23 protein-coding genes are annotated in these 20803 nt (G+C 36.8%); 10 read left to right on the top strand and 13 right to left on the bottom strand.

What is annotated here, in order from left to right; translation table 11 throughout:
- The first annotated feature begins 224 nt into the window (after positions 1 to 224).
- Genes BCM40_RS08195 through BCM40_RS08185 form a run of 3 tightly spaced genes read left to right on the top strand, consistent with a single transcriptional unit; the run spans position 225 to position 1830 of the window.
- Positions 225 to 650 carry a DMT family transporter gene (locus BCM40_RS08195; RefSeq protein WP_065526357.1) on the top strand — a complete coding sequence of 142 codons (426 nt, stop codon included), beginning with the start codon at positions 225 to 227 and terminating at the stop codon, positions 648 to 650.
- 14 nt (positions 651 to 664) lie between these two features.
- Positions 665 to 1333 (top strand): Crp/Fnr family transcriptional regulator, encoded by a 669-nt coding sequence (locus BCM40_RS08190; protein WP_065526358.1) that lies wholly within the window; start codon positions 665 to 667, stop codon positions 1331 to 1333.
- Between the two features lie 11 nt (positions 1334 to 1344).
- Positions 1345 to 1830 carry a DMT family transporter gene (locus tag BCM40_RS08185; protein ID WP_065526359.1) on the top strand — a complete coding sequence of 162 codons (486 nt, stop codon included), beginning with the start codon at positions 1345 to 1347 and terminating at the stop codon, positions 1828 to 1830.
- A gap of 97 nt (positions 1831 to 1927) precedes the next feature.
- Here the strand turns inward: BCM40_RS08185 and BCM40_RS08180 are convergent, their stop codons facing one another.
- Positions 1928 to 2527: a class I SAM-dependent methyltransferase gene (locus tag BCM40_RS08180; protein WP_065526360.1), complete on the bottom strand. Its 600-nt coding sequence runs from the start codon at positions 2525 to 2527 to the stop codon at positions 1928 to 1930.
- A 150-nt stretch (positions 2528 to 2677) separates the two neighbouring features.
- On the opposite strand from BCM40_RS08180, the gene BCM40_RS08175 reads away from it, so the two are divergent.
- Entirely contained in the window at positions 2678 to 3298 is a 621-nt protein-coding gene (locus tag BCM40_RS08175) for a hypothetical protein (RefSeq protein WP_065526361.1), read from the top strand.
- Positions 3295 to 3849: a peroxiredoxin family protein gene (locus BCM40_RS08170; RefSeq protein ID WP_065526362.1), complete on the top strand. Its 555-nt coding sequence runs from the start codon at positions 3295 to 3297 to the stop codon at positions 3847 to 3849. Before BCM40_RS08175 ends, BCM40_RS08170 begins: the two co-directional genes overlap by 4 nt.
- A 111-nt stretch (positions 3850 to 3960) precedes the next feature.
- Here the strand turns inward: BCM40_RS08170 and BCM40_RS08165 are convergent, their stop codons facing one another.
- The 6 genes from BCM40_RS08165 to BCM40_RS08140 form a co-directional block, all read right to left on the bottom strand.
- Positions 3961 to 5772, bottom strand: coding sequence for a M3 family oligoendopeptidase (locus tag BCM40_RS08165; protein WP_065526363.1), 1812 nt, complete (start codon positions 5770 to 5772; stop codon positions 3961 to 3963).
- A 276-nt stretch (positions 5773 to 6048) separates the two neighbouring features.
- Positions 6049 to 7050: an ABC transporter permease gene (locus BCM40_RS08160; protein ID WP_065526364.1), complete on the bottom strand. Its 1002-nt coding sequence runs from the start codon at positions 7048 to 7050 to the stop codon at positions 6049 to 6051.
- Positions 7051 to 7062: 12 nt separating this feature from the next.
- Positions 7063 to 8172, bottom strand: coding sequence for an ABC transporter permease (locus BCM40_RS08155; protein ID WP_065526365.1), 1110 nt, complete (start codon positions 8170 to 8172; stop codon positions 7063 to 7065).
- A 1-nt stretch (position 8173) separates the two neighbouring features.
- On the bottom strand, positions 8174 to 9028 hold the full coding sequence (locus tag BCM40_RS08150) for an ABC transporter ATP-binding protein (RefSeq protein WP_065526366.1): 855 nt from the start codon (positions 9026 to 9028) through the stop codon (positions 8174 to 8176).
- 27 nt (positions 9029 to 9055) lie between these two features.
- Positions 9056 to 9670: a TetR/AcrR family transcriptional regulator gene (locus BCM40_RS08145; RefSeq protein WP_065526367.1), complete on the bottom strand. Its 615-nt coding sequence runs from the start codon at positions 9668 to 9670 to the stop codon at positions 9056 to 9058.
- A gap of 144 nt (positions 9671 to 9814) precedes the next feature.
- Entirely contained in the window at positions 9815 to 10639 is an 825-nt protein-coding gene (locus BCM40_RS08140; RefSeq protein ID WP_065526368.1) for a sugar nucleotide-binding protein, read from the bottom strand.
- 587 nt (positions 10640 to 11226) lie between these two features.
- Between BCM40_RS08140 and BCM40_RS08135 the strand changes: the two genes are divergently transcribed.
- A complete protein-coding gene (locus BCM40_RS08135) occupies positions 11227 to 11661 on the top strand; it encodes a hypothetical protein (protein WP_065526369.1) in 435 nt (144 codons plus the stop codon).
- 108 nt (positions 11662 to 11769) lie between these two features.
- Here the strand turns inward: BCM40_RS08135 and BCM40_RS08130 are convergent, their stop codons facing one another.
- Both BCM40_RS08130 and BCM40_RS08125 read right to left on the bottom strand, forming a co-directional pair.
- Positions 11770 to 12618, bottom strand: coding sequence for a zf-HC2 domain-containing protein (locus tag BCM40_RS08130; protein WP_065526370.1), 849 nt, complete (start codon positions 12616 to 12618; stop codon positions 11770 to 11772).
- Positions 12608 to 13087 carry an RNA polymerase sigma factor gene (locus BCM40_RS08125; protein ID WP_065526371.1) on the bottom strand — a complete coding sequence of 160 codons (480 nt, stop codon included), beginning with the start codon at positions 13085 to 13087 and terminating at the stop codon, positions 12608 to 12610. Before BCM40_RS08125 ends, BCM40_RS08130 begins: the two co-directional genes overlap by 11 nt.
- A gap of 364 nt (positions 13088 to 13451) precedes the next feature.
- On the opposite strand from BCM40_RS08125, the gene BCM40_RS08120 reads away from it, so the two are divergent.
- Positions 13452 to 14687, top strand: coding sequence for an MFS transporter (locus BCM40_RS08120; RefSeq protein WP_065526372.1), 1236 nt, complete (start codon positions 13452 to 13454; stop codon positions 14685 to 14687).
- A 557-nt stretch (positions 14688 to 15244) separates the two neighbouring features.
- On the opposite strand, the gene BCM40_RS08115 is transcribed toward BCM40_RS08120, so the two are convergent.
- Together BCM40_RS08115 and BCM40_RS08110 are read right to left on the bottom strand one after the other, a co-directional pair.
- Positions 15245 to 16030, bottom strand: a complete 786-nt coding sequence (locus tag BCM40_RS08115) for a cytochrome c oxidase assembly protein (protein WP_065526373.1) — start codon at positions 16028 to 16030, stop codon at positions 15245 to 15247.
- Positions 16031 to 16032: 2 nt separating this feature from the next.
- Positions 16033 to 16506: a DUF2243 domain-containing protein gene (locus tag BCM40_RS08110; protein ID WP_065526374.1), complete on the bottom strand. Its 474-nt coding sequence runs from the start codon at positions 16504 to 16506 to the stop codon at positions 16033 to 16035.
- 198 nt (positions 16507 to 16704) lie between these two features.
- Here BCM40_RS08110 and BCM40_RS08105 point away from each other — a divergent pair, with 198 nt between their 5' ends.
- Positions 16705 to 17055 (top strand): YciI family protein, encoded by a 351-nt coding sequence (locus BCM40_RS08105; protein ID WP_065526375.1) that lies wholly within the window; start codon positions 16705 to 16707, stop codon positions 17053 to 17055.
- Between the two features lie 109 nt (positions 17056 to 17164).
- Here BCM40_RS08105 and BCM40_RS08100 read toward each other — a convergent pair whose 3' ends face one another.
- The gene (locus tag BCM40_RS08100) at positions 17165 to 17956 is read right to left on the bottom strand and encodes a phosphotransferase (protein ID WP_065526376.1); all 792 of its coding nucleotides are present in this window, start codon (positions 17954 to 17956) and stop codon (positions 17165 to 17167) included.
- A 154-nt stretch (positions 17957 to 18110) separates the two neighbouring features.
- Between BCM40_RS08100 and BCM40_RS08095 the strand changes: the two genes are divergently transcribed.
- Positions 18111 to 18386, top strand: a complete 276-nt coding sequence (locus BCM40_RS08095) for a hypothetical protein (RefSeq protein ID WP_065526377.1) — start codon at positions 18111 to 18113, stop codon at positions 18384 to 18386.
- Between the two features lie 46 nt (positions 18387 to 18432).
- Here BCM40_RS08095 and BCM40_RS08090 read toward each other — a convergent pair whose 3' ends face one another.
- Positions 18433 to 19182 carry a class I SAM-dependent methyltransferase gene (locus BCM40_RS08090; RefSeq protein ID WP_065526378.1) on the bottom strand — a complete coding sequence of 250 codons (750 nt, stop codon included), beginning with the start codon at positions 19180 to 19182 and terminating at the stop codon, positions 18433 to 18435.
- Between the two features lie 723 nt (positions 19183 to 19905).
- Here BCM40_RS08090 and BCM40_RS08085 point away from each other — a divergent pair.
- Complete coding sequence (locus BCM40_RS08085; RefSeq protein WP_065526379.1) at positions 19906 to 20490, top strand: TetR/AcrR family transcriptional regulator; 585 nt, start codon at positions 19906 to 19908, stop codon at positions 20488 to 20490.
- The last annotated feature ends 313 nt before the right edge of the window (positions 20491 to 20803 follow it).

Genomic DNA, 20803 nt, shown 5'->3' with positions numbered 1-20803 from the left:
GGTATTAGCTGGAAAGCTGATACCCATTGCGCCTTTATTATGGAATAAATCGAAAGTCGTCTAATTTGCATAGCGTAAATGATTGAAGTTAAACACTGCAATGATGAATCTCCTTTTTTATGCTACTAGACAAACAATAAGAAAGGAATAATAATGGGACATATGTCCTTTCGGTATTTTTTTGCTGCTAGTACAGTTAAAAAGATATAAGGAGTGTGAATCGAATGAAAGGCATATTTTTTGCATTGGCAGGAGGTTTTTTCCTGACGTTTCAAAGTGTCGCAAACGCCGCTATCAGTTCGCAAATCGGCACATGGCAAGCTGCCACGATGACCCAATTTACTGGCTTTATCTTAGCATTAGCAATCGTCTTGGCATTAAAAGATCGGTCGTATCAACAACTGACTCAAGTCTCTCCACTTTATGCATCAGGCGGTATGCTAGCAGCAATCGTACTGTTTATCAACATGACAGCGATTCACCATTTGGGTGTGACACTGACAATTGGCGTGTTTTTAATTGCACAACTGATCACAGCCGTGCTGATTGACTCTAAAGGTTGGTTGGATATGCCCAAAAAGACCATTGGGCGCAATCAGCTACTCGGTGTTGCCTTAATGATTGCGGGGGTCATTGTCTTGAAATGGTAAAGGGGTGTTTAATTATGAAAAAAGAAACTGTATCCGGTTACCTTGAACAATATAACTTGAGCACGATGTTCCCAGATCGCGTACAACAAGCCATGCAATTGGAAACCTACATAGGTGGCAGTCCATTGTTTTCACAAGGCGAGAAATCCGACACACTCTATTTGTTAGTAGAAGGAAAATTAAAAGTGTCAAGGCTATCACCGGAAGGCAAAAGACTTATATTGGCATTTAAATCTCCTTTTGACTTTGTTGGAGATATTGAATATATCCGAAAATGTACGCTGATTAATACCGTTGAAGCCGTTACCACAACAACAGTCATTTGTATTCCGTACGATGCGCTGGAAACTAATATGATGAACAACACGGAATGGCTACAGTTTTTGCTAGAGACGATTACCCACAAATTCGAGCTTAAATCGCACGCTATGAATTTCAGTTTGTTGTATCCAGTCGATGTTCGGGTTGCGAGCTACTTACTGGCAATGACATCAGATGATACTACGCTCGACTCGACTTCACTTGTAGACATGGCAGATTTAATCGGCACAAGCTACCGGCATTTGAATCGGGTATTAAAACAGTTTGAAGAACAAGGATGGATTTTGAAAAAGCGTGGAAAAATCACAGTAATTAATCGAAACTCCATGTTAAACCAGTTTGGCAACAACATTTACGAATAGGAGGAACTTTAATGGCAATCGGCATTCTGCTAGCTTTTCTAGGTGGCGCATTTGTATGCGTTCAAAACACATTTAATGCGAACGTCAAAAAAAGGGTAAGTGTCTGGTCGACGACCACCCTTGTTCTGCTTCTCGGCTTTGTCGCTTCGCTGGTAGCAGGACTCGTTTTCGAAGGAAAGACTCTTTTCCACTTTCAAGCTGAGCCGTGGTTTTGGTTCAGCGGCATTCTTGGAGTTGGCGTTGTTGCTTCCGTGACTCAAGGCGTCCAGAAATTGGGGCCGAGTGCAGCCATCTCACTGGTCATGATCTCTCAAATATTCTTCGGGCTTGTGTGGGATACACTTGGCTGGTTCGGTCTTGAAAAAGTTCCTTTTACTTGGCAGTCTCTTGCTGCACTTGTATTAATCGCAAGTGGCGCATTGCTGTTCCAACTTGGACCTAAGTCAACAACAAACCGCACCGCTTCTTCTGATGTTGCACAAACAAGCCGTGTGTGACAATCACATTTACGGCTTTAATATTTTCAAAATATGTAGAGAAAACCCCGACAACCTGAACTTCTCAGAATTGCTGGGGGTTTCTCTGTTTTTCTTCTTAAACCGGCTTTTGAACAACAAGTTGAATTACATGAGACAAGCCATTATGTAAAGTCCCTTCATTTCTTATGACTTCCCCTGTGAAAAAATGAACGATTCGGTAGTCGGTAAATGCCGACAATACTTCTTTTGGCTGATATAGAAGTTTTTCTGTTTTCGGTCCACCTGTCCCATAATGGAGTTGATCCACAGAGTATACTTCCATTAAAAAATACCCTCCTGGTTTTAATGCACGTTTTACCCCTTCGAACGTTTTCTGCTGAACTTCTTTTGGATAATGACCAAACACACAAATAATTTCATCCCATTTGTTTTCTGACCATACAGCTTGCGACAAATCTACCAATTTGGTTGAGACAGTTACTGAACGATCTTTTGCAAGTTGCATTGTTTTATCTAAGCCACTTTGTGCAATATCCCAGGAAGTAACTTGCATTCCTTGTTCTGCAAGATATACGGCATTGCGTCCTTCGCCTTCTGCTATCGCAAGTGCATCCCCTGAAAGATTCAAGCTAGGATGAGTATTTTTAATGAATACGTTTGGTTCTGTTCCATACAAATATTCTTTCGTTTGAAAACGTTCATGCCAAGACGCCATACTTTTACCTCCTAATTTGGTATTGTTTTAATCATACCTGTCAAACAAAAAAGATGAAAAGATTGTGCATTCCGATATAATGGAAAGCGTTGAGTAAAATACGGATGGAGAGATTTTTATGAAACAAAAAGCACGATGGGAGTTACCACTATGAGCTATGTCCCAATATTTCACTTAACAATCCCGGCCATATGGGTTTCAGTCTTGATCGCAGCTGCATTAACAAGCTTTTTAGTACGTTTTGCATTAAAAGAAAAAACGGGTGACTGGTTATGGAATGCGGTGTCACTATATATTCTCATCTGGAAACTAAGCTACATCCCATTGAATTTCGAAAATTTTCTTGAAATGCCTTTATCTATTCTTTATTTTAATGGTGGTTTATACGGTCACGTATTAGGAATTGTTCTAGTAATGGTGTATTTAACGCTTCTCTTTACTAAACAACCGAAACTAGCTAACCAACCTGTTTTTGCTTGGCTATTGTTTTTTGTATCTTATCAAGCTGTATTGCAAATCTTCGAAAACAATGTACTAGAAGCAATTTTTCATAGCCTTTTGCTGATCCTAAGTATGTTAGCTATTCGCTATCTTGTTAAACGTGCAGATGTTCCGACCGATTTACTACTCGCAGCCTTATTTACATTAGAGCTGCTAATTGTAAGCGTATTTGCTCCTTTGATCTCTTGGCAAACGGCAACATTTGTGACACTTGCAGTAATAACGATTTATTTTTATAACCGATTTACACAGAAAGGACAGATTGTATGATTAAAAAAGTACTTTTTGCCATTTTATTGTTAGCAGCCATTTCCATTATTGCCACCAACTTCATAGCAAAAGAAAACGAATCTACACAATCTAAAGTAGAATCCAACCAGTCGGCTACGACAGGGCTCACTCCAGGAGCAGAAGCACCCGATTTTACATTAACCGATCAAAATGGCGAAACGGTTCACTTGTCCGATTATCGTGGAAAAAAAGTGATTCTTAACTTCTGGGCAACTTGGTGTCCGCCATGCCGCGCAGAAATGCCGCATATGCAACAATTTCATGAAAACAATCCAGACGGGGACGTCGAAATACTGGCCGTCAATTTGACCTCCCAAGACAAAGGCGACGAAGCCATCCGTTCGTTTATTGATGAGTTTGGCTTAACTTTCCAAATTCCGATGGATGAATCTGGAGAAGTGGCACAAGCATACCAAGTGCGCACAGTCCCGACAACTTACATTTTGAATACAAAAGGCGAAATTGCCCAGAAGATTGTCGGCCCAATGGATGAACAGATTATGATTGAGCAAACAGAAAACCTCGATTAAAATGTGCACTTTATAGTTAATATTAGCAAAATAGGAAAAACACCTTCAATATAAGTACAGGCTGAAACTGTACTTGTTGAAGGTGTTTTTTTCAGACTATGTCCTGAAATGTTAGTCTAGTACGCAATACTTCTCAGTTATTCTTATATACTCCTCAATCGCATCTTTCAAAGGCTGTTGAGAAGCATGCCAAAATTCTCGCTTCGATATATCTACATGTAAGAAGGTTTGCGCCAATTGTTCGACTGTCATTCTTCCAGAATTACGCAAAAGCTCATCATAGCGTTCTTCAAAGCCATACGGATCCAAAAGAGACATCTCGTAAATGCCGTTGCTAAACAAATAACCGATTGTATAAGGTATGTTGTAAAAAGGCTTATCAGCATCATAAAAATGGCTTGTATAAATCCATTTATAAAGTGCTAAATCTTCAATTTGCCCTTCATAAAAGGAGTTTTCTACACTACTCAACAATTCGTTTATTTCTTGGACAGATAATGGTCCTTGTTTTCTTTTCTTATAGAATGCTTGTTCAAAACGGAACATGTTTGGTACGGCCCCTACATACATAAGTCCATTTTTGATTTTCATCTCTAGAAGTGCTAGTTTATCTTGCTCATTGGTCGTTTGACCGATTACAGCGTCTAGTACTAAATTCTCCATAAATGTGGAGGCAGTCTCAGCGACACTTATGCCAGTTTGTTGAGCAAGTGCGGGTTCCTCATGAATGATGAAATTATGATAGGCATGTCCGAGTTCGTGAGCTAAGGTTAAAACATCTTGGTATGTTTCTCGATAAGTGAAAAATATACGACTTTCCTTCGATATAGGCATAGAAGTGCAAAATCCACTTTCTGCTTTATTCGGGCGATTTTCACTTTCAATCCAATCACTCTCAAACGCCATTTCTGCAAATCGCCCTAACTTTTCACTAAACCGATAAAATTGCGTCAAAATAATCTCTCTCGCTTCGTTATACGAAATTTTTTCAACAGGTGCAAATAATGGGGTAACTAAGTCAAACCAACTAGCTCGCTCTGTTCGACTCAATTCAAGTTTTCGTTGAATATAAGTTAAATAACTTTTCTTATTTTCATCAATTGAAGCGATCGCTAAATGAATCGTTTCTTCGTTTATATCGTTTTGTTCAACGGCTTCTTTTAATAAGTTAGTCCATCCTCGCTGTTCATATATATCTAAACGAGCACCAGCAATATGATTGAATACAGCAGCAAATGAAGCGGCTTCTGCCTCACATACTTCTTTAATGCCTTGTGCTGTCCGCTTACGTAATGTGTCATCTTTAGAGTGAATCGCATAATTTAAGGCTTGGCCAATGGAAACTGACTCTTTATATCCATCCACTTCTAGCAACACTTTCAATTTTGAAAGCATAAACTGTTGCTGTTGCTCCCAGCCTTTTATGCCATTTACAGACATTATACTGATTAACCTTTCCATTTCAGCAGGTAAACGATCACAAACTTCCTTTTTTTGTTTTTCTAAATAAAAGGTAATTGGTTGGATTTCTTCTAGCTGGATAAACTCATTCCATACATCTTCAGGCAGCGATGCAAGAAGTTGGTTTACTTTTACTTTTAACGTATCAATTTCTACTTTTAAACTATCACTTTTCTCTATTAGGCTGATCGCTGAACTATTATTAACATTTTCAGAATAGGCACAAAGCAAAAATTCATCTACTTCCTCCCACTCACTCAGTATCAACTGAAACTGTTGAACTATGGAAAGTAATGGTTGCAAATTCTGCTTTCTTATTGCTATTTTATGTACGCTAATTTCATCATTGACAATATATAACTGTTCCACTATACGACTTATAAGTTTAGCTAATTGAATTGATTGGCTTCCACCTTTGTATAAAGAATTTAAATTCCAGTTTTGCACAACTAATTGATTCACTGGTAGTCTCCTCCATTTTCAATAAACACCCTGATTGTAATAGGGTTCACATAATTTTGATAAACAATTCAATACAATTCTTTACAGCAATTAGCAATAATATATTTTCAAAAACACTACTGTAAATTAACAGAAAACAGATCACCTTTGTACAGAATAACATTAATTCCCATAAAATAAACAAAAATTGTATACTTATTTCCTAATAATCAAAAAAAAGAAGCTTAATTACAAGCTTCTTCCCTAAATCTATCTATTTCGCATATGATTTTCTTATCATTCGAGCCCTTTTCGAATCTTTGGGGCTAAGAAAAGGTAAACAATCCCACTAATGAGCAAAACGATACCAGAATACATAAAAATCTGCGACCATGTTCCACTTTGAGATAAAATCAGATCGTTTCCTTTATAGGCCCAGTAAAAAGGATTCCAATAAAAGAATTTTTGCCATTTATCTCCGAGCATTTCAATTGCTAATACACCTGCAAGTAAAGGAAGAAACAGTATTTTAATACTGCCGGCTGCGGTCATTATGTCGCTACTAGTCAGCCCTTGGATAAAGCCTACTGAAATACTAAGTAAACTCGTCACCAGTAAAACTAGTAATAATTGCAGCAGATTTACGGTGCCAAATCCTGTAATAACGATTAAAGAAAGAGTACCAATAATAGAAAGCAGTACTCCGATTACACTTTTTCCTAATACAAAAGTAAGTCTGCCAGCAGGCGTTAAGTTAATCGCACTTAATGTGTTATCTGCCTTTTCTTCAACGATATTCAATGCTATGAGCATCCCTCCAAGGATCGAAATCAGCAGAATCATTGTGTTTACTAACGTCTTTTTTAACGGGGGTACGGTTCGTTCAAAATCGAATAACTCGCTATTGGTTTCTTCTATCGAAATATCCAGCTCATAAAAACTAGTTAATATTTTCGCATAATCGACAATGCCTTCAGGCTCATTGCCTTGTGTCATTAAATAATAGCCACCGTTTTCTGGAACTATTCCGATTGTGGCATCTCTTTCTTCGACGCGTTGCTGTACTTGATCAATAGTTTTAAAAAGCTCTACTTCTGCAAATTGCTCTAAATAACTGATTTGACTAGGATTATCTCCTTCTAATAATGCCAGGTCTACTGTCGTTTCATTTATCCCAGGTGTAAAAAGATTGATTAAAACGGCAAGGAGAATTGGAATGAATAAGATGTAAAGAGCAATCGAATCTTTTAAGTTTACTTTCAAGTCTCTTCTGAATATTGCCCAGATTTTACGAATCATCGTTACCCCTCCTTAGCCTAAAAGAGTTTTCTTGTATCTTCGGTTTGAAATACTGAACAAAATTGCTCCAACCAATAGAAAGCCTCCAGAAATTGTTAGCACGTATAACCAATCATTATTTCCGAGCAGTACCGATTTAAATCCTTCTAACATTGGATAGGTAGGGATTAGTTTTAGGTAATTCGGATTCCAACTTGGGATAAAATAAGCAATATTGGGAAGAATCATTAACAACATAAATCCATAAATCGCTCCAAAAGCTTGTGTCACATTTTTATAGAAGCTTGCAATTAAAAGCCCTAGGGATGACGAAAAAAAAGCAGTAGTTACTAGCAATAGTAGCAACAATAAGTAGTCCGGCTGTGTTCCCATTACAGGAATTATGACTAAAAAACTGGACAGTATTGTCGTTACTAGAATGACGCCAACTTTACTCATCAAGTATTGCCAAACAGGAGAAGGTGTAACAGCATAAGCCATAATAACCCCTTCTTTTCTATCTAAGAAAATGTATGCAGCAATAATAAATAGCCCCATGAGCGCCCCATTGAATACTAAAACTGAAGGCATCATATTTTCTTTATCTGATAACACAAGGGTATTGTCAGCTAATGGCCTTACGTCTTGATTATTCATCGCAGCTTCTATGGTTTCATTGGACTCCACATGAAGTATTTTTAATAGGTTCTTAAACTTATCGGATTCATATCCTTGTAAGTAATATTCATAGTTTATCGCGTTATCACTATCTAATTTCACTACCGCAGCAATTTTCTTTTCTCTATCTGCCATATAGATAACGTCTTCACGGCTCGTCAATACGTATATTTTTTGATCCGATGTGGTGTATAGCATAGCGTCTTTTTCTTGCTTATCTACTTCAACTTTGACAGGCGCTGCTTTCCCATCAGTGTCTTCTTGTAAGATTTCTTGTAAAAACAACTCACTCGTTTGACTTGGCATATCAAAGTAGATATATTCCGTTCTTTGGTTATTAAAGTTATCGGGAACCAATAACAGAAATACCGCTAAAATGATTACCGCCATAAACAATTCGATGTAAAAGTAAAACCCTCGTGAGGCTAGCTTCAACTCTTTTATAAAGCTAGAAAAGAGTTTCATGTTAAACAAGCCCCCTTCCAGTAACCTTTATGAAGATTTCTTCAAGCGTAGCTTCTTTTGTATGCATCGTTTGAATGTCATGGTGTTCAATAATCTTTTGTAGCTCTTTTTTATCTTCTGGCAATACAGTAGACAAGGTCGTTTTTATGACTTCTCCTTTTTCCATATATTCCACTTCAACAAGTTTATCGCCGTATTGCAGCTTTAAATTTTTTGGTGAATCAATTAGTTTAATTTCTCCATCTACGATAAAAGCCACTCGGTCACACAGTTCGTCTGCAATAAACATGTTATGCGTCGTTAAAAATACCGTCACGCCTTCTTTGTTTTTTTCTTTAATGATGTCTTTAATATCTGCAGCGATAGATGGGTCAAGCCCTGTAGTCGGTTCATCTAAAAACCACATTTCTGGATTATTGATCATCGATCTCGCAAAAGTTAGCCGATGCTTCATTCCTTTTGAAAATTCACCAGCCTTTACATGCTCTTTGCCTTCTAAACCAACAAGCTTTAATAGCGCATGCGAATCTAGCGTTGGCACATCAAATAATTTTCGGTAAAAATCTAAATTTTCTTTTGCTGTAAGTTTGCTATAAACATTCGACTGTTCAAAACTCATCCCGATTTTGTTGAACCTCTCGTTTGAAACCTTTTTTAAATCATATCCCCCAACCACCACTTCACCTTGTTGAAGTGGTAAAAGACCTGTAAGAATATTTAGGGCAGTTGACTTCCCTGCTCCAGATGGACCTAAAAACCCGAACACTTCCCCATTCGCGACTTCAAAACTAACATCTTTTACTTGATACTTTCCGTCTTTGTTATAGGAGTGGTATAAATTTTTAACAGAAATCATTGGATTCCCTCCTTCTCTTGACTAGATCTATCGATAAAAGCACTCTTTAAGCATGTCGATATACTTGAAGATTTCTTTTTCCACTGATTGATTATCAAATTTGGTTACACCTAGTTCTAAATCTTTTCTGAATTCGTCACTGAATTTTTCCATCGTCCACTTGATAATGTTCAACGCTTTTTCTACATCAAGATCCTTTTTAAAAAGAGAATAATCTATATTGTGCGTATAGACTTGGCCATAAAGCTTTAACGGAAAATCTGGATATTTGTGCATAATTTCTTCAACAGTCGAATCTTTAAAAAGCAACAGTGAAAAGTCCGTTAAGTAGGGATACTTTTGAAACACTTTAAGTTTAATCATCGATATTTCTTTTAATCGCACAAGTATGTCTTGGTTGTTCCAATCCAATTCATTGTTAATTTCGTCAGTCATTACTTTAAACGTAAAAAACTCTAAGTACTTATATAACTTTTCCTTGTTTCCGAAGTAATGAAATAACAGTCCTTTAGAAATCCCAGCATCTTCAACAATCTTATTGGTCGAAGCTTTTTGGAATGTGTTTTTACTAAACTCTTTCATGGCACTATTAAGGATTCGATCTCTTTTTTCAAGATCTACGTTTTTTAATAAATCTTCCACTAGAATCCCCCTTTTCACACCAAAACTCTTTGACTACTCTGGTCAATTTCATTATTACATGAATTGACTAACCTGGTCAATAATTAACTGAATATTTCACAAACAAAAAAGAACTCCATTTGAAGTTCTTATTTCATAAGTCTTTTATTCACTTGATCCGATTAAATAGTCGATCAGCTCTTGATTGGTTATTTGTAAGTTTTCAGGAATTTCGTGTCGGACACTTGTTAACCCAAAATGGCAGATTCCAAGGACATTTGGAATCGACTGAAGGTTTAGCTCGATTTTTTTATCCGTAATTTTTTTTACGAGCTTTTCTATAAATTGTTGATGAATCATCATATCAACAGTGCCAAGATGAAAGATTCCTTCTAAATTATTTTCAATAATGTATTTTAGCTGTTTTGCTAATAAAGTGTCCGACAAGTTATTGCATGCCAAATTGTCGTATACCTCAAGTTGACCTTCTTCAATTGCAGATTCGATTCCCTTAAGTCTTGGGGACTGTTTTCCCCATATTTGCGGAATTCTTATTATCACAGCCCGTTCATTTAAAATTTGTTTTAACTCGTGTTCACAGCTAATTTTAAACTTTCCATACAAAGACTCAGCATTCGGTTGGTCTCTTTCAGAATGATGTTTAGTGTAATCTCCGTCAAATACGTTGGCAGTAGAGACATAATAACAAACCCCGTTCGTTTCTCTTAATTCTAATGCCAACTCTTTATGAAATCGTAGTTGCTGGTCAAAGTCCCCTCTCAAACACGAAACAACGGCATCAGGATTTACTTTGCGAATGATGTTTTTCAGTTGATCTAATTCACTAACGTTTAGTTGAAACTGGTTGTTTTTAGAAAGGTCTATAGGCGATGTGGAATACGTACCGAATATTTCAAAACTTTCTTTGCATTCTTCAACTAACGCTCTTCCGACTAATCCACTGACTCCTAGTATTAACAATTTCCTCATCATGCACTCTCCTTTTAATGAGTTGAAGTGACTGGCGGTACAATGACGCGATCGATTGCTTTGGCAATTGGGGGCATAAAAAAGTTAAGCAGTAGTCCGGCAAAACACACAGTTAGTATGGTTCCGATTCCAATTGGTCCACCCAGTACTAACGCAAAAATACAGTATAACTTAACGTTCTTCCCAATCCCATTTAGTTTACTTTATCAGAAAAAATACTTACCAGTCTTTATTGTAAGATAAAATTTAGCTTCTTCCTCTTATTAACTGTATTTTTTTCCCAGAATCTATGTTAAAATTTTCATAAGGAATTACCAATTTAAAAGATTTTAGTAGAAAGGACGTGAAACCAACATGTGGATTTTCATAGTTCCCATTGCATCACTAATTTCACTTGGCGCACTGATTGAATGGAAGCGGAAAAAAAGAAATGATACCTCCCTCAATGCCATCAATCCTCATACGAGACCTGGCGAAAGCTCTAATTACCAAATGGGGGATAATCATTATACGAGCGGTGGAGACTAATCTAGCGTGTCATGAGATCTTCGATTTCGAAATAAATAAAGAACTCGAGGTGGATCGATATGAATGAAATCGAAGAAATTTTCTATCAAGAAAGTATATTCATCTATTTATACATGTACATTCTACTCCATGTAATGGTTGAATTTTTTGTTAGAAAGTACTTAAAAGTACCTACACTAAAAGAAACTCGCTACGCCGGAATTTATCGTGCTTCCTGGATTTTGCGCATACTCATTATTTTGAGTGCTGTAGCTATTATTTATCCGATGATATATGTATACGGTCTTCTCGCCTTATTTTTTGGTTTCCCAATTGGCTATGATATCTTCTTTATTGTTAAATGGAGTTTGCTTTTTTCATGGATTATTTTAACTTTTATGAGGGTATACTTTGAATACAAAACCTTAACTGTAGAAAGCGCTTTGCTCACACTACTATTTAATATCCCGTTAATCGTATTTTTGACTGCTATTTACTATCTATTACCCAATTAGTTTCTTTACACAGAAGACCTCAAAAAACCAAAAATAACATAAGAGAGACGAGCCTATACGTATAGGCTCGTCTCTCTTATTTTGGATTAAAGTGAATGTAGCAGTATTTCACCCAACTTGAGGTCTCAACGGTTTCATGATGCGCTTTTGGTAACTCCATATAGCAAAAATAAATAACGTGGTCAAACCAAATGCGAGTGGTAAAGAAAACAATTCCCAAACCTTAAGAGAATAGTATTTTGTTTGGTGGGCATTTTCGACGGTTTTGAGATACGCGTTTTTGTATTCAAATTGGACCAATTTCTCTTCGCTCGCCATCACAATTGTTCCAATGTCATACTCATTTGGAACAATTGGTTCCGTAATTTCTCCATTTTCACCCACGACAAGCAACGCTTTTTCATAATCAATAGGAAACATTGCACTGGGCTCTGCTGGCAACGAACTAATCTCTCTTACATCTTCTTTGGCGAACACGGCAATATGTTGCAGTTGTTCTTCGTACTGATCAAATACAGTTTGTAATGCTGTTTTGTCAGGCAGTCCTTCTACTGGTAATGCTGCAAAGGCTTTATCCATCATTTCCTGACGTTGTTGTTCTACGCGCTCAGCTTCTTGTTGATTTTCTTGCCAAGGGATGAAATTGTTAAAAGAGAACGCCAAAAGAATAATGGTAATTAACAGCGAAAGCCAAAAAGACGCTTTTAAGAATTGCGAAAAGTTGCCTTGGGCCTTTAATAAATTTGATATTTTTTCAAACGGTTTTTTTTGCTCTATTCGACTTGGTAGTTCAACTTTTTCTCCATCATTCAATTCCGCTCGCATCTGCTGCAATACGTGAGAACATGACGCACAACCTTTCACATGCTGTTCGATAAATCTTCTACTTTCATCACTGCATAGCTGATCGATGTATGAAGGCATTAAATCTCGGACTATGTAACATTCATTTTTCATAGACAGTTCCTCGCTCTCTCAATTTTAATTTTGCTCTGTAAAAAGACACCCTCGCCCAGTTTTCGTTTCGTTGATGAATTTCACCAATTTCTTTAAAAGACAAGTCTCCTAAAAGTCGCAGCAAAACAATTTCTTTGTAAGGTTCCTCTAGGAAATGAACCATACGGAAAAGTTCAATTTTGTTTTCGCTAGCGATTAACTCTCGTTCTAACGACTTTTCTTGATCTTCAGTATGTAGGTTAACTTGCTTTACTTGCTTGTCGACGTACTTATAATAAGTATGTTTAGCAATTTGACATAGCCAGACCGACATTTTGCATTCGCCATTGTAATTGTCAATAGAACGAATAGCTTGATAAAATGTTTCTTGCGTTAGTTCATCTGCTATATCCATATTCCGACAAAGTGAGATCAAGTATTTATAGACCTGCTCTGCGTGTTGTTCATATATTTCCGTAAGTTCATCCACACTTCTACCTCCTTTCACTTTATATATCTAAAAAATAATGGTTTCGTTACAAGATTTTCAAAGTTTTTTATTTCTTTATTTTAACATTTATACAAACTAGTAAATTCAGGAATTTATCTTTACTTATTCATAGCTGTTTGCTTCAATCGTTTAATAAGATTACGTACAAAAATAGTTATTTAATAAGGTGAAGTGAATGGGCGCGGATTACCTATTTATTTAATGTTCCCGTCAGTGTCTCAGTTTTGATAATCGATTCGAACCTGTACTATTGATATACTAAATACTCAACCGCAAAGTGAACAGTAAACAAGATGAATAAAGAAAATAACAAAAGGAAAGCCTTTTGTTGAAGGTGGGCATTATGAAAACTGTACAAATTGGCATCAAAGAAAATTTACTGAATTTCCTCCTTTTAGTTGTAACAAACTTTTTTGTAGGATCTATGGTTGGCTTAGAGAGAACTATCCTTCCAATTATCGGCGAAGAAGATTTTGGCCTAGTCTCTACAAGTGCGGCATTATCTTTCATCATTAGTTTTGGATTCTCAAAAGCTATTGTGAACTATTTCGCAGGAACCATCGCCGACCGGTTTGGAAGAAAGAAAGTTTTGCTCATTGGCTGGAGTGTTGGATTACTCGTCCCTTTACTTGTGATCTTCGCAAGCTCGTGGTGGATGATTGTAGTCGCAAACATTTTTTTAGGTATTAACCAAGGACTTACGTGGTCTATGACCGTAAACATGAAGATTGATTTAGCAAAACCTACCCAAAGAGGATTTGCTGTAGGATTTAATGAATTTGCAGGTTATACCGGGGTAGCGGTAATGGCCGCTGTTTCAGGTTTTATTGCGTCGAGTTATTCAAACCGACCAGAACCTTTTTATATTGGAATTGTCATTGTCTTAATCGGTTTTTCATTATCGCTAATCGTAAAAGATACGCAAGCACACATTCAATTACAAACTAGCACGTCTACTAAAAATTCGACACTTTCAGCGGCAGATGTCTTCAAAAATACGACGTATAAAAACAAAAATTTATCTATCCTCACCTTTTCCGGACTAAGCACCAACCTAAAAGATGGCATGGCGTGGGGACTGTTTCCGATTTTTTTTGCAAGCGTCGGGCTAACTTTATCGCAAATCGGATTACTGGTTGCCATTTACCCAGCTTCATGGGGCTTTTTTCAACTTTTTACTGGTTTTCTTAGCGATAAAATAGGCAGAAAAAAATTGATTGTTAGCGGTATGTGGCTACAAGCCCTTTCACTATGGATGATTTTGCTCGTCAATGAATACAATACCTGGATTGTGGCAGCTATCTTGTTAGGTATTGGGACTGCGATGGTTTATCCAACACTACAAGCTTCTATAAGTGATATCGCAGAACCATCATGGAGAGCTTCTTCAATGGGGGTTTATCGTTTTTGGCGGGATAGTGGATATGCCTTTGGCGCATTATTTGCCGGCATATTAACAGATTTACTCAATGTCAGTTGGGCTATCGGATTGGTCGCTATTTTACCGTTGAGTGCAGGGATAATCGCTGCAATGCGGTTACGCGAAACTTTACCTAGTCTTTCTAAAGAGAGCAGGTAAATCAAAGCTAAGTTTCCGTGTCTTTTAAACACTATCTCTACACAGAAAAAAGAGGCTCTTTAATGAGAGCCTCTCAGACTGTAGACAAAAGAATATTTACTCAATTTTGTATGCATATAGGATTCTCCGCACTTAGTGGACGCTTTCCGCGGACTCCGCGCTGAGCCTCCTCGTCGCAAGCTCCTGCGGGGTCTCACCACTTCGTTTTTCCGCTGGAGTCGCCACTAGGTGCTCCGAATCCTGAAGCGAGTGGGTAAATTTTTTTGATAGGTTACTTTTATGGTGAAGCGCACTCAAATACCTCATAGTGATCGAAGCTGGAAACCTTCAACTAGGTTGGTCACGAAGACTCCTATGGGACAGCGAAAGCTGAAGACCCCGCAGGAACGCCAGTGACGAGGAGGCTGCAGCTGAGCCCATGGAAAGCGAAGTGGCCAGCCTAGTTGAAGATTATGCATCATTATTCAGTTTAATAAGACTTTGTCTACAAGCTGAAAAGAGGCTCTATATTGAGAGCCTCTTTTTGTTGCGCATTTGTTGCTGGTTTCCAACTCTAGTTAAGTTTTGTATAAAGGGTTTGTGAAACGTGGTGCAGTTGATTTATACCATTGGTAACATAAGAAAATAATTAAAACGAGTTCAATAAGATCTCCTCCATAATACATCAGCATACTGCCTGCTTCAGCATCCGCTCTCGGAACGCTTTTTAGAGGATTTGCGTATATATACTTGGATAAAATTTTGTGTCCTGCTATTGCTAAGATCAATACAATGGCTCGGTACATATAGCTATATCGATGTGATGTCACGTCAACGTATATAATGGACAACGTAAACAAATATCCCGCTAGAAAAACATGCAAATGAATCAGTCCATAAAGAACAAGTGATTGATGCATCAGCATATACAAATCAGTCGTATAAAGAACATAAAGTCCACCAATATTAAGAACAGTAGCTGTCACGGGATTGGTTAAAAACTGCAGCAGACGACTTTTTAAGACACGAGTCAGTTTTCTTGCAGTAGTCACCTTTAAAGTTCGCAACAATAAAGTCATTGGTGTAGCGAACACAAAAAGAAGCGGTGCCAACATTCCTATTAGTAGATGCGTAACCATATGTCCTTTAAAGTTGCTGTGAGCAAACTCAGCCAATGGGCCAGTCAGTGCTACTCCTATACTAAAAACGCCCGTAATCCAGAATACATAGCGATAAACTGGCCATTCTTTATATTTTCGATTTGTTCTAATCGCAGCAAAGGGATAAAGAAAAACCATTGAGAGTAACAACAATGTCACGATTATCTCGAAACTTGTCCCTTGTGCTTGAACATGAGAATGCATGCTCACCTATCTCCCTTCTTTTGCAGCCCTTTTGCTTTTTGAGTTTGCATATAAAGAAAGACACCCATAAGTAGAATGATCACTGCAACGCCGTTCCAAACAATATCGTACGGCAGAATATCGACATGATAGCGAATTTGATGCAGTTCTAAAAGTTTGTGGTGAACCAGTCCATCATAAAGTTGGAAAAAGCCCGCTCCAAGAAACACACCGCTAATCCATCTTTTTATCCAAAGCGAATTTCTTCTTCGAAGGTCTGCAAATAGAAACAGGGACGCCACTGTCGCAAACCAACTGAATGCATGAAACAAGCCATCGGAAAACAAACCAACTGCAGTTGTTGACTTGTCATAAAAATGATGCCAGCCTAAAATTTGATGAAAAACAGCTTCGTCGATAAAGGCCACTAACCCCATACCAAAAAGAAGACCAGACCCTAAATTGCGAAACGAATAGGAACCTTGATTTTTTTCCATACACACAGCTCCCTCATATATATATTTTTCCACAGGCTCTTTTTCCCTTTTACCTTGTTAAATAAACGCCTACTCCAATAGCCGACTATTGCAGGTTTGAATAGAATAATTCAGCGTTAATTTCTAGAAGCTTTGTATTTAAAATAGATTTATACTAATGACAACGGAAGGCACTTCACTATTAAGGGAGGTAAAAATATGTTATTTATGTTGATCGTTAAATCCTCAAAAAATTCAGAAGCTGGAAATAGACCAAGCTTAGAACTTATCGAAGCTATGGACAAATACAATAAAGAGTTAATCGAGGCAGGAGTAAGGGTTATGGCGAAAGGGCTTAAACCAAGTTCAAGTGGAATGCGTATTTCTTATCCGAAATTAGCAGAAAATCCTGTGATTACAAATGGGCCATTTTCTGAACCCGAAAATATAATCGCCGGGTTTATCCTTATCGAGGTGAACTCAAAAGAAGAAGCTATTGAATGGGCCATGCGTATGCCTGACCCTCAAGGAGAAGGTAATGGTCAGATTGAATTGCGTGAAGTATTTTAGTTGCACTTGAAACGACAGAACCGCTCAGTATGATTTCGCTAACTATTTAAAAATTGCCATTGAGTTTCCGGATTAAAAGGGATTCTCAAATGGCAATTTTTTTAGTTTTTCAAATCCATTCATGACCACGTTCTCGTATAAATTCAATTTCCTTTTGGTAATGTTCTATGTGACCTTCACTTATCATTTGTTGAAATGCAAGATTCCCTTCAGCAGCTTTTCTTGCTATCGTTTCACATAATCCATCTAATCGCAGCAAAACCATCTCCAAATAATTCTTATCCACTTTATCTCCGTAAGATTCGAAAAACAACTGTACCCGCTGCTTTATGCGATCCGCATCTTTTGAGGCATTGTAGTAAACTTTTTTATCCTCTGATTCTGCTAGATTGTACCTTGATAAAGGGATACACGTATAAAGTGTATAAGCAATATCCCAAAGTCTTGGACCAGGACAAGCATGATCAAAATCAATAATTCCAACTGGCTTTTCTTGATTGAAAATAAGGTTGTATAGAGCAAAGTCATTATGACAAACTACTTCATACGGTGAAGGTGTATTATCTAAAGGCTGCCAATTTTCATCAAATGTAAAATCACTTACTGAATCATGATAAAGACGAAGCATTTTGGCTATATCTATTAATACTTTGTCTGACCACATATACTTTTTCACTGGATAATTACCAGCTTCTCCTTCAATATATGTTAAAATCTCTCTTTCATTTTCATCAATTCCGATAAATCGGGGTGATTGAGTAAACTCCTTTTCTTCTAAATGCTTTAAAAGCTGATGGATTTTAAAGCTTTCCGGCTTTAGTTCTCGACGAACTGTGTTTCCTATACGATATACCGTAGAAACATTTCCCCCGACAAGTTTATCTTCTGTATAATCCGACATCCTTAAATTCCTCCAAAAAATCATTTTTAAAAAACACAATTATAAACGCTGCTTCATTTTCCAGTAATTCACTAAATAGTAAGTTAATTATTGTTGGTGAAAAGGTAAACTAAATTAAACACATATGTTTAATTAATAAAAGGAGGTCCTTTTCATGTCAATTTTAGTTATGGGGACAATTTTAGTTTTGTTAAATTTTATCGTAAATAAAATAGCCGGTCTTAATCGTAAAAAATGGTTTATCTCTGGGATCATTACAATGATTTTATTAGCTCCACTTGTTTATATCCTGACGCTTAATATTATCGGAAGCTATTCCGGTGGCGGCATTGGAGCAAACTTTGCAGGATTTGTCTTTGCGACAACTACGTTCATAAATGGATTGATATTCTTAGTTTTCGGCTTTTTCTCTAAAAAATTTCAATTCTAATTAAGTATTCGTAAGCGTCTTAAAAATGACGTATTTCACTGACTAACTATTTTTTGGCTATGATCAAAAATCGCTTCGAGTTTGTGCAGATTCCTTTTTTTGTTCGGTTGTTTTCGATAAAAGCAGTTAAACGAGAGTAATCCTCTGTCTCCATACCAAAATTCGGAATAATGGGCGTATGTTGCAAGAGAAAAATCAAATCTTCTGGTCTTTGATAATATTCAGTGACGTTATAGTCAAAAGATTGCACGTTGGAAAACCCCGCTGTTTTTAATTCCCGTATATACCTTTCTTTTGAAACACCATCCTTTTCACTAAAGGATTGCCCTCGTTTAAAAGCAATTTTGATATTCAATTTGTCAGCTTCACTTACTTGTTGAGTTAAAAACAAGCCGTCTGTGTTTAAAACGCGTGCAACTTCTTTTGCATTAAATGGTGCATGGCGACTTGATACAACATCAAAGAAGTTAGCAGGAAATCCGATTTTGTCTGAAGACATATGCAAAAACTGCACGTTCGGTAAGTTAGAATTTTTAAGATTTTCTTTTGCTACTTGAATCATCGCATGCGATAAATCAATTCCAACTGTAAATTCCAATGATGGCGCAATGGTTAGAATTTTTTCTCCACCACCTGTACCAATATCTAAAAGGATATCAGTGGTTTTAGCCCTTCTTTTTACTTCATCATAAAAATCCCATTTCGGTTCGTCACTTTGAACTTGTAATTTGCTAAAATCCCAACCGTTTAAATTCCCAACTGTCTCATAGAATTTCTTGTAATCGCATTTATCCATTATGACTCCACCTTTTGAAGGCTATTTTATTAAAGATTCTATAGGCAGCTTGATAGTTTTTTAAAGTTAAAAAGTGAATCTTGAAGAGTGTACATTAGTTCTTGGTATTTTTTCATTTTGCAATTTAACGATAGATATGGCCTCGTTCAGTATCCACATTCTTTTTAATTACTCCGGCAACCTCATTAAAATATACTTCACGATCTTCTACTTGATATAAGTTGCCCTAAGGATTGGCGGGGTCGTTCCATCTGTATTCTTCTCTTTGTTGTTGAGTTACTGTTTCAATTTCTGTTCCAGATGCGTGAATCATGTCTTTAGGTTCGCTTTCTTTCATGTTACTAAAATGATTTAAACTGTTATAGCTGACACCATATCAAAAGGTATAGCATATATAAGTTTCCTCAAAACATCTCCTATAGTTACTCAACCTTACCATATTTTGCATATTTCATTAAACAGGAAAAGTTCATCATTTTAATTTCTATTACATCAAAACCAATCTTCTTGATGCGCTCTATATAATCGCCACTCTTGAAAGTATACCGACCGGTATGAGTATATTAGAAAATAATATACTGTTCGGTATACTTTAGGGGGATCTGGTTTTAACTATTATCGGAATGATTATTTGTTTGGTAGGCGTATGGGTTATTAAAAAAGAGACTCTTATTAAAACTTCAAATCCAATTCAAAATACTTACTAATAAAGGAATGAATCAAATGAATGAACAAACTAAAATGACTCCTGCTGCATTAAAAATTCTCGAAACCGCTTCTCAATTTTTTTATTTGAATGGCATTCATTCTACTGGTGTTGAAACTATTGCTAAAGAAGCTGGTGTGACTAAAAAAACATTATATGATTGTTACGGCTCGAAAGAACAATTAGTAGTGGCATATTTAGAAAAGCGGGATCAACAGTGGCGAAAACATTTACATGAATATATAGACCTTATTCCAGAAGAACAACCATTAGATCGGATACTAACCATATTTGACACAATTGAGAGTTGGTTAGAAACCAACTCTCCGCGGGGATATGCTTTTATAAATGCTTTAGCTGAATTGAATGAGCCATCTTATCCCGGAAGAGCGGTAATTATCGAAGAGAAAAAATGGCTGAAGCAGTTGTTTTCTACTTTATTGAAAAGATTAAACGTCACAAATCCGGAAGAAATTGGAGAACAACTGTTAGTGTTACATGAAGGATTGATGGTAACTTATTCGATGGGGATCTCGTCAAACGGAATTTCTGCTGTGAAAGAAACTGCTAAACTAATTATTGGGTCACATAAAAAGAGCTGATATTATCAGGAATAATCGTTGCTGTCTTCCCAATAATAACTAGTTAATTCCCATACTGTTAAGCAGAAAAGTAGTTTCCTGCTATTTGTTTGTTGCTGTGATAAAAAACTGTATGAAGTAAACGTGAAAGCTTGCATTTTTCAGCCTTAAGCCACTATAATATGAAATATTGTATCGCTATAAAAAAGCAATTTATTCACATGGTCGTAGTTTTGATTAACACTAAAAAAGTCCATTATGATAAATAGACTTAAGGTGACGTGCAAATGCACGCCCTTTTTTTGTGGGATAAACAAAATAGAATGGTTAAGGC

Origin of the sequence: Planococcus donghaensis (genome assembly GCF_001687665.2) — a bacterium.
GTDB lineage: Bacteria > Bacillota > Bacilli > Bacillales_A > Planococcaceae > Planococcus > Planococcus donghaensis.
The sequence above is the reverse complement of the archived record's forward strand: the minus strand, read 5'-3'. Positions and strand labels throughout refer to the sequence as shown.

What these genes read in the sequence shown, in the direction of transcription:
- BCM40_RS08130 (WP_065526370.1), bottom strand. Translation starts at nt 12,618, where the DNA reads ATGAAAAATGAATGTTACATAGTCCGAGATTTAATGCCTTCATACATC.
- BCM40_RS08090 (WP_065526378.1), bottom strand. Translation starts at nt 19,182, where the DNA reads ATGGATAAATGCGATTACAAGAAATTCTATGAGACAGTTGGGAATTTA.
- BCM40_RS08135 (WP_065526369.1), top strand. Translation starts at nt 11,227, where the DNA reads ATGAATGAAATCGAAGAAATTTTCTATCAAGAAAGTATATTCATCTAT.
- BCM40_RS08085 (WP_065526379.1), top strand. Translation starts at nt 19,906, where the DNA reads ATGAATGAACAAACTAAAATGACTCCTGCTGCATTAAAAATTCTCGAA.
- BCM40_RS08185 (WP_065526359.1), top strand. Translation starts at nt 1,345, where the DNA reads ATGGCAATCGGCATTCTGCTAGCTTTTCTAGGTGGCGCATTTGTATGC.
- BCM40_RS08160 (WP_065526364.1), bottom strand. Translation starts at nt 7,050, where the DNA reads ATGATTCGTAAAATCTGGGCAATATTCAGAAGAGACTTGAAAGTAAAC.
- BCM40_RS08100 (WP_065526376.1), bottom strand. Translation starts at nt 17,956, where the DNA reads ATGTCGGATTATACAGAAGATAAACTTGTCGGGGGAAATGTTTCTACG.
- BCM40_RS08115 (WP_065526373.1), bottom strand. Translation starts at nt 16,030, where the DNA reads ATGCATTCTCATGTTCAAGCACAAGGGACAAGTTTCGAGATAATCGTG.
- BCM40_RS08195 (WP_065526357.1), top strand. Translation starts at nt 225, where the DNA reads ATGAAAGGCATATTTTTTGCATTGGCAGGAGGTTTTTTCCTGACGTTT.
- BCM40_RS08110 (WP_065526374.1), bottom strand. Translation starts at nt 16,506, where the DNA reads ATGGAAAAAAATCAAGGTTCCTATTCGTTTCGCAATTTAGGGTCTGGT.
- BCM40_RS08095 (WP_065526377.1), top strand. Translation starts at nt 18,111, where the DNA reads ATGTCAATTTTAGTTATGGGGACAATTTTAGTTTTGTTAAATTTTATC.
- BCM40_RS08120 (WP_065526372.1), top strand. Translation starts at nt 13,452, where the DNA reads ATGAAAACTGTACAAATTGGCATCAAAGAAAATTTACTGAATTTCCTC.
- BCM40_RS08150 (WP_065526366.1), bottom strand. Translation starts at nt 9,028, where the DNA reads ATGATTTCTGTTAAAAATTTATACCACTCCTATAACAAAGACGGAAAG.
- BCM40_RS08170 (WP_065526362.1), top strand. Translation starts at nt 3,295, where the DNA reads ATGATTAAAAAAGTACTTTTTGCCATTTTATTGTTAGCAGCCATTTCC.
- BCM40_RS08155 (WP_065526365.1), bottom strand. Translation starts at nt 8,172, where the DNA reads ATGAAACTCTTTTCTAGCTTTATAAAAGAGTTGAAGCTAGCCTCACGA.
- BCM40_RS08175 (WP_065526361.1), top strand. Translation starts at nt 2,678, where the DNA reads ATGAGCTATGTCCCAATATTTCACTTAACAATCCCGGCCATATGGGTT.
- BCM40_RS08105 (WP_065526375.1), top strand. Translation starts at nt 16,705, where the DNA reads ATGTTATTTATGTTGATCGTTAAATCCTCAAAAAATTCAGAAGCTGGA.
- BCM40_RS08190 (WP_065526358.1), top strand. Translation starts at nt 665, where the DNA reads ATGAAAAAAGAAACTGTATCCGGTTACCTTGAACAATATAACTTGAGC.
- BCM40_RS08140 (WP_065526368.1), bottom strand. Translation starts at nt 10,639, where the DNA reads ATGAGGAAATTGTTAATACTAGGAGTCAGTGGATTAGTCGGAAGAGCG.
- BCM40_RS08180 (WP_065526360.1), bottom strand. Translation starts at nt 2,527, where the DNA reads ATGGCGTCTTGGCATGAACGTTTTCAAACGAAAGAATATTTGTATGGA.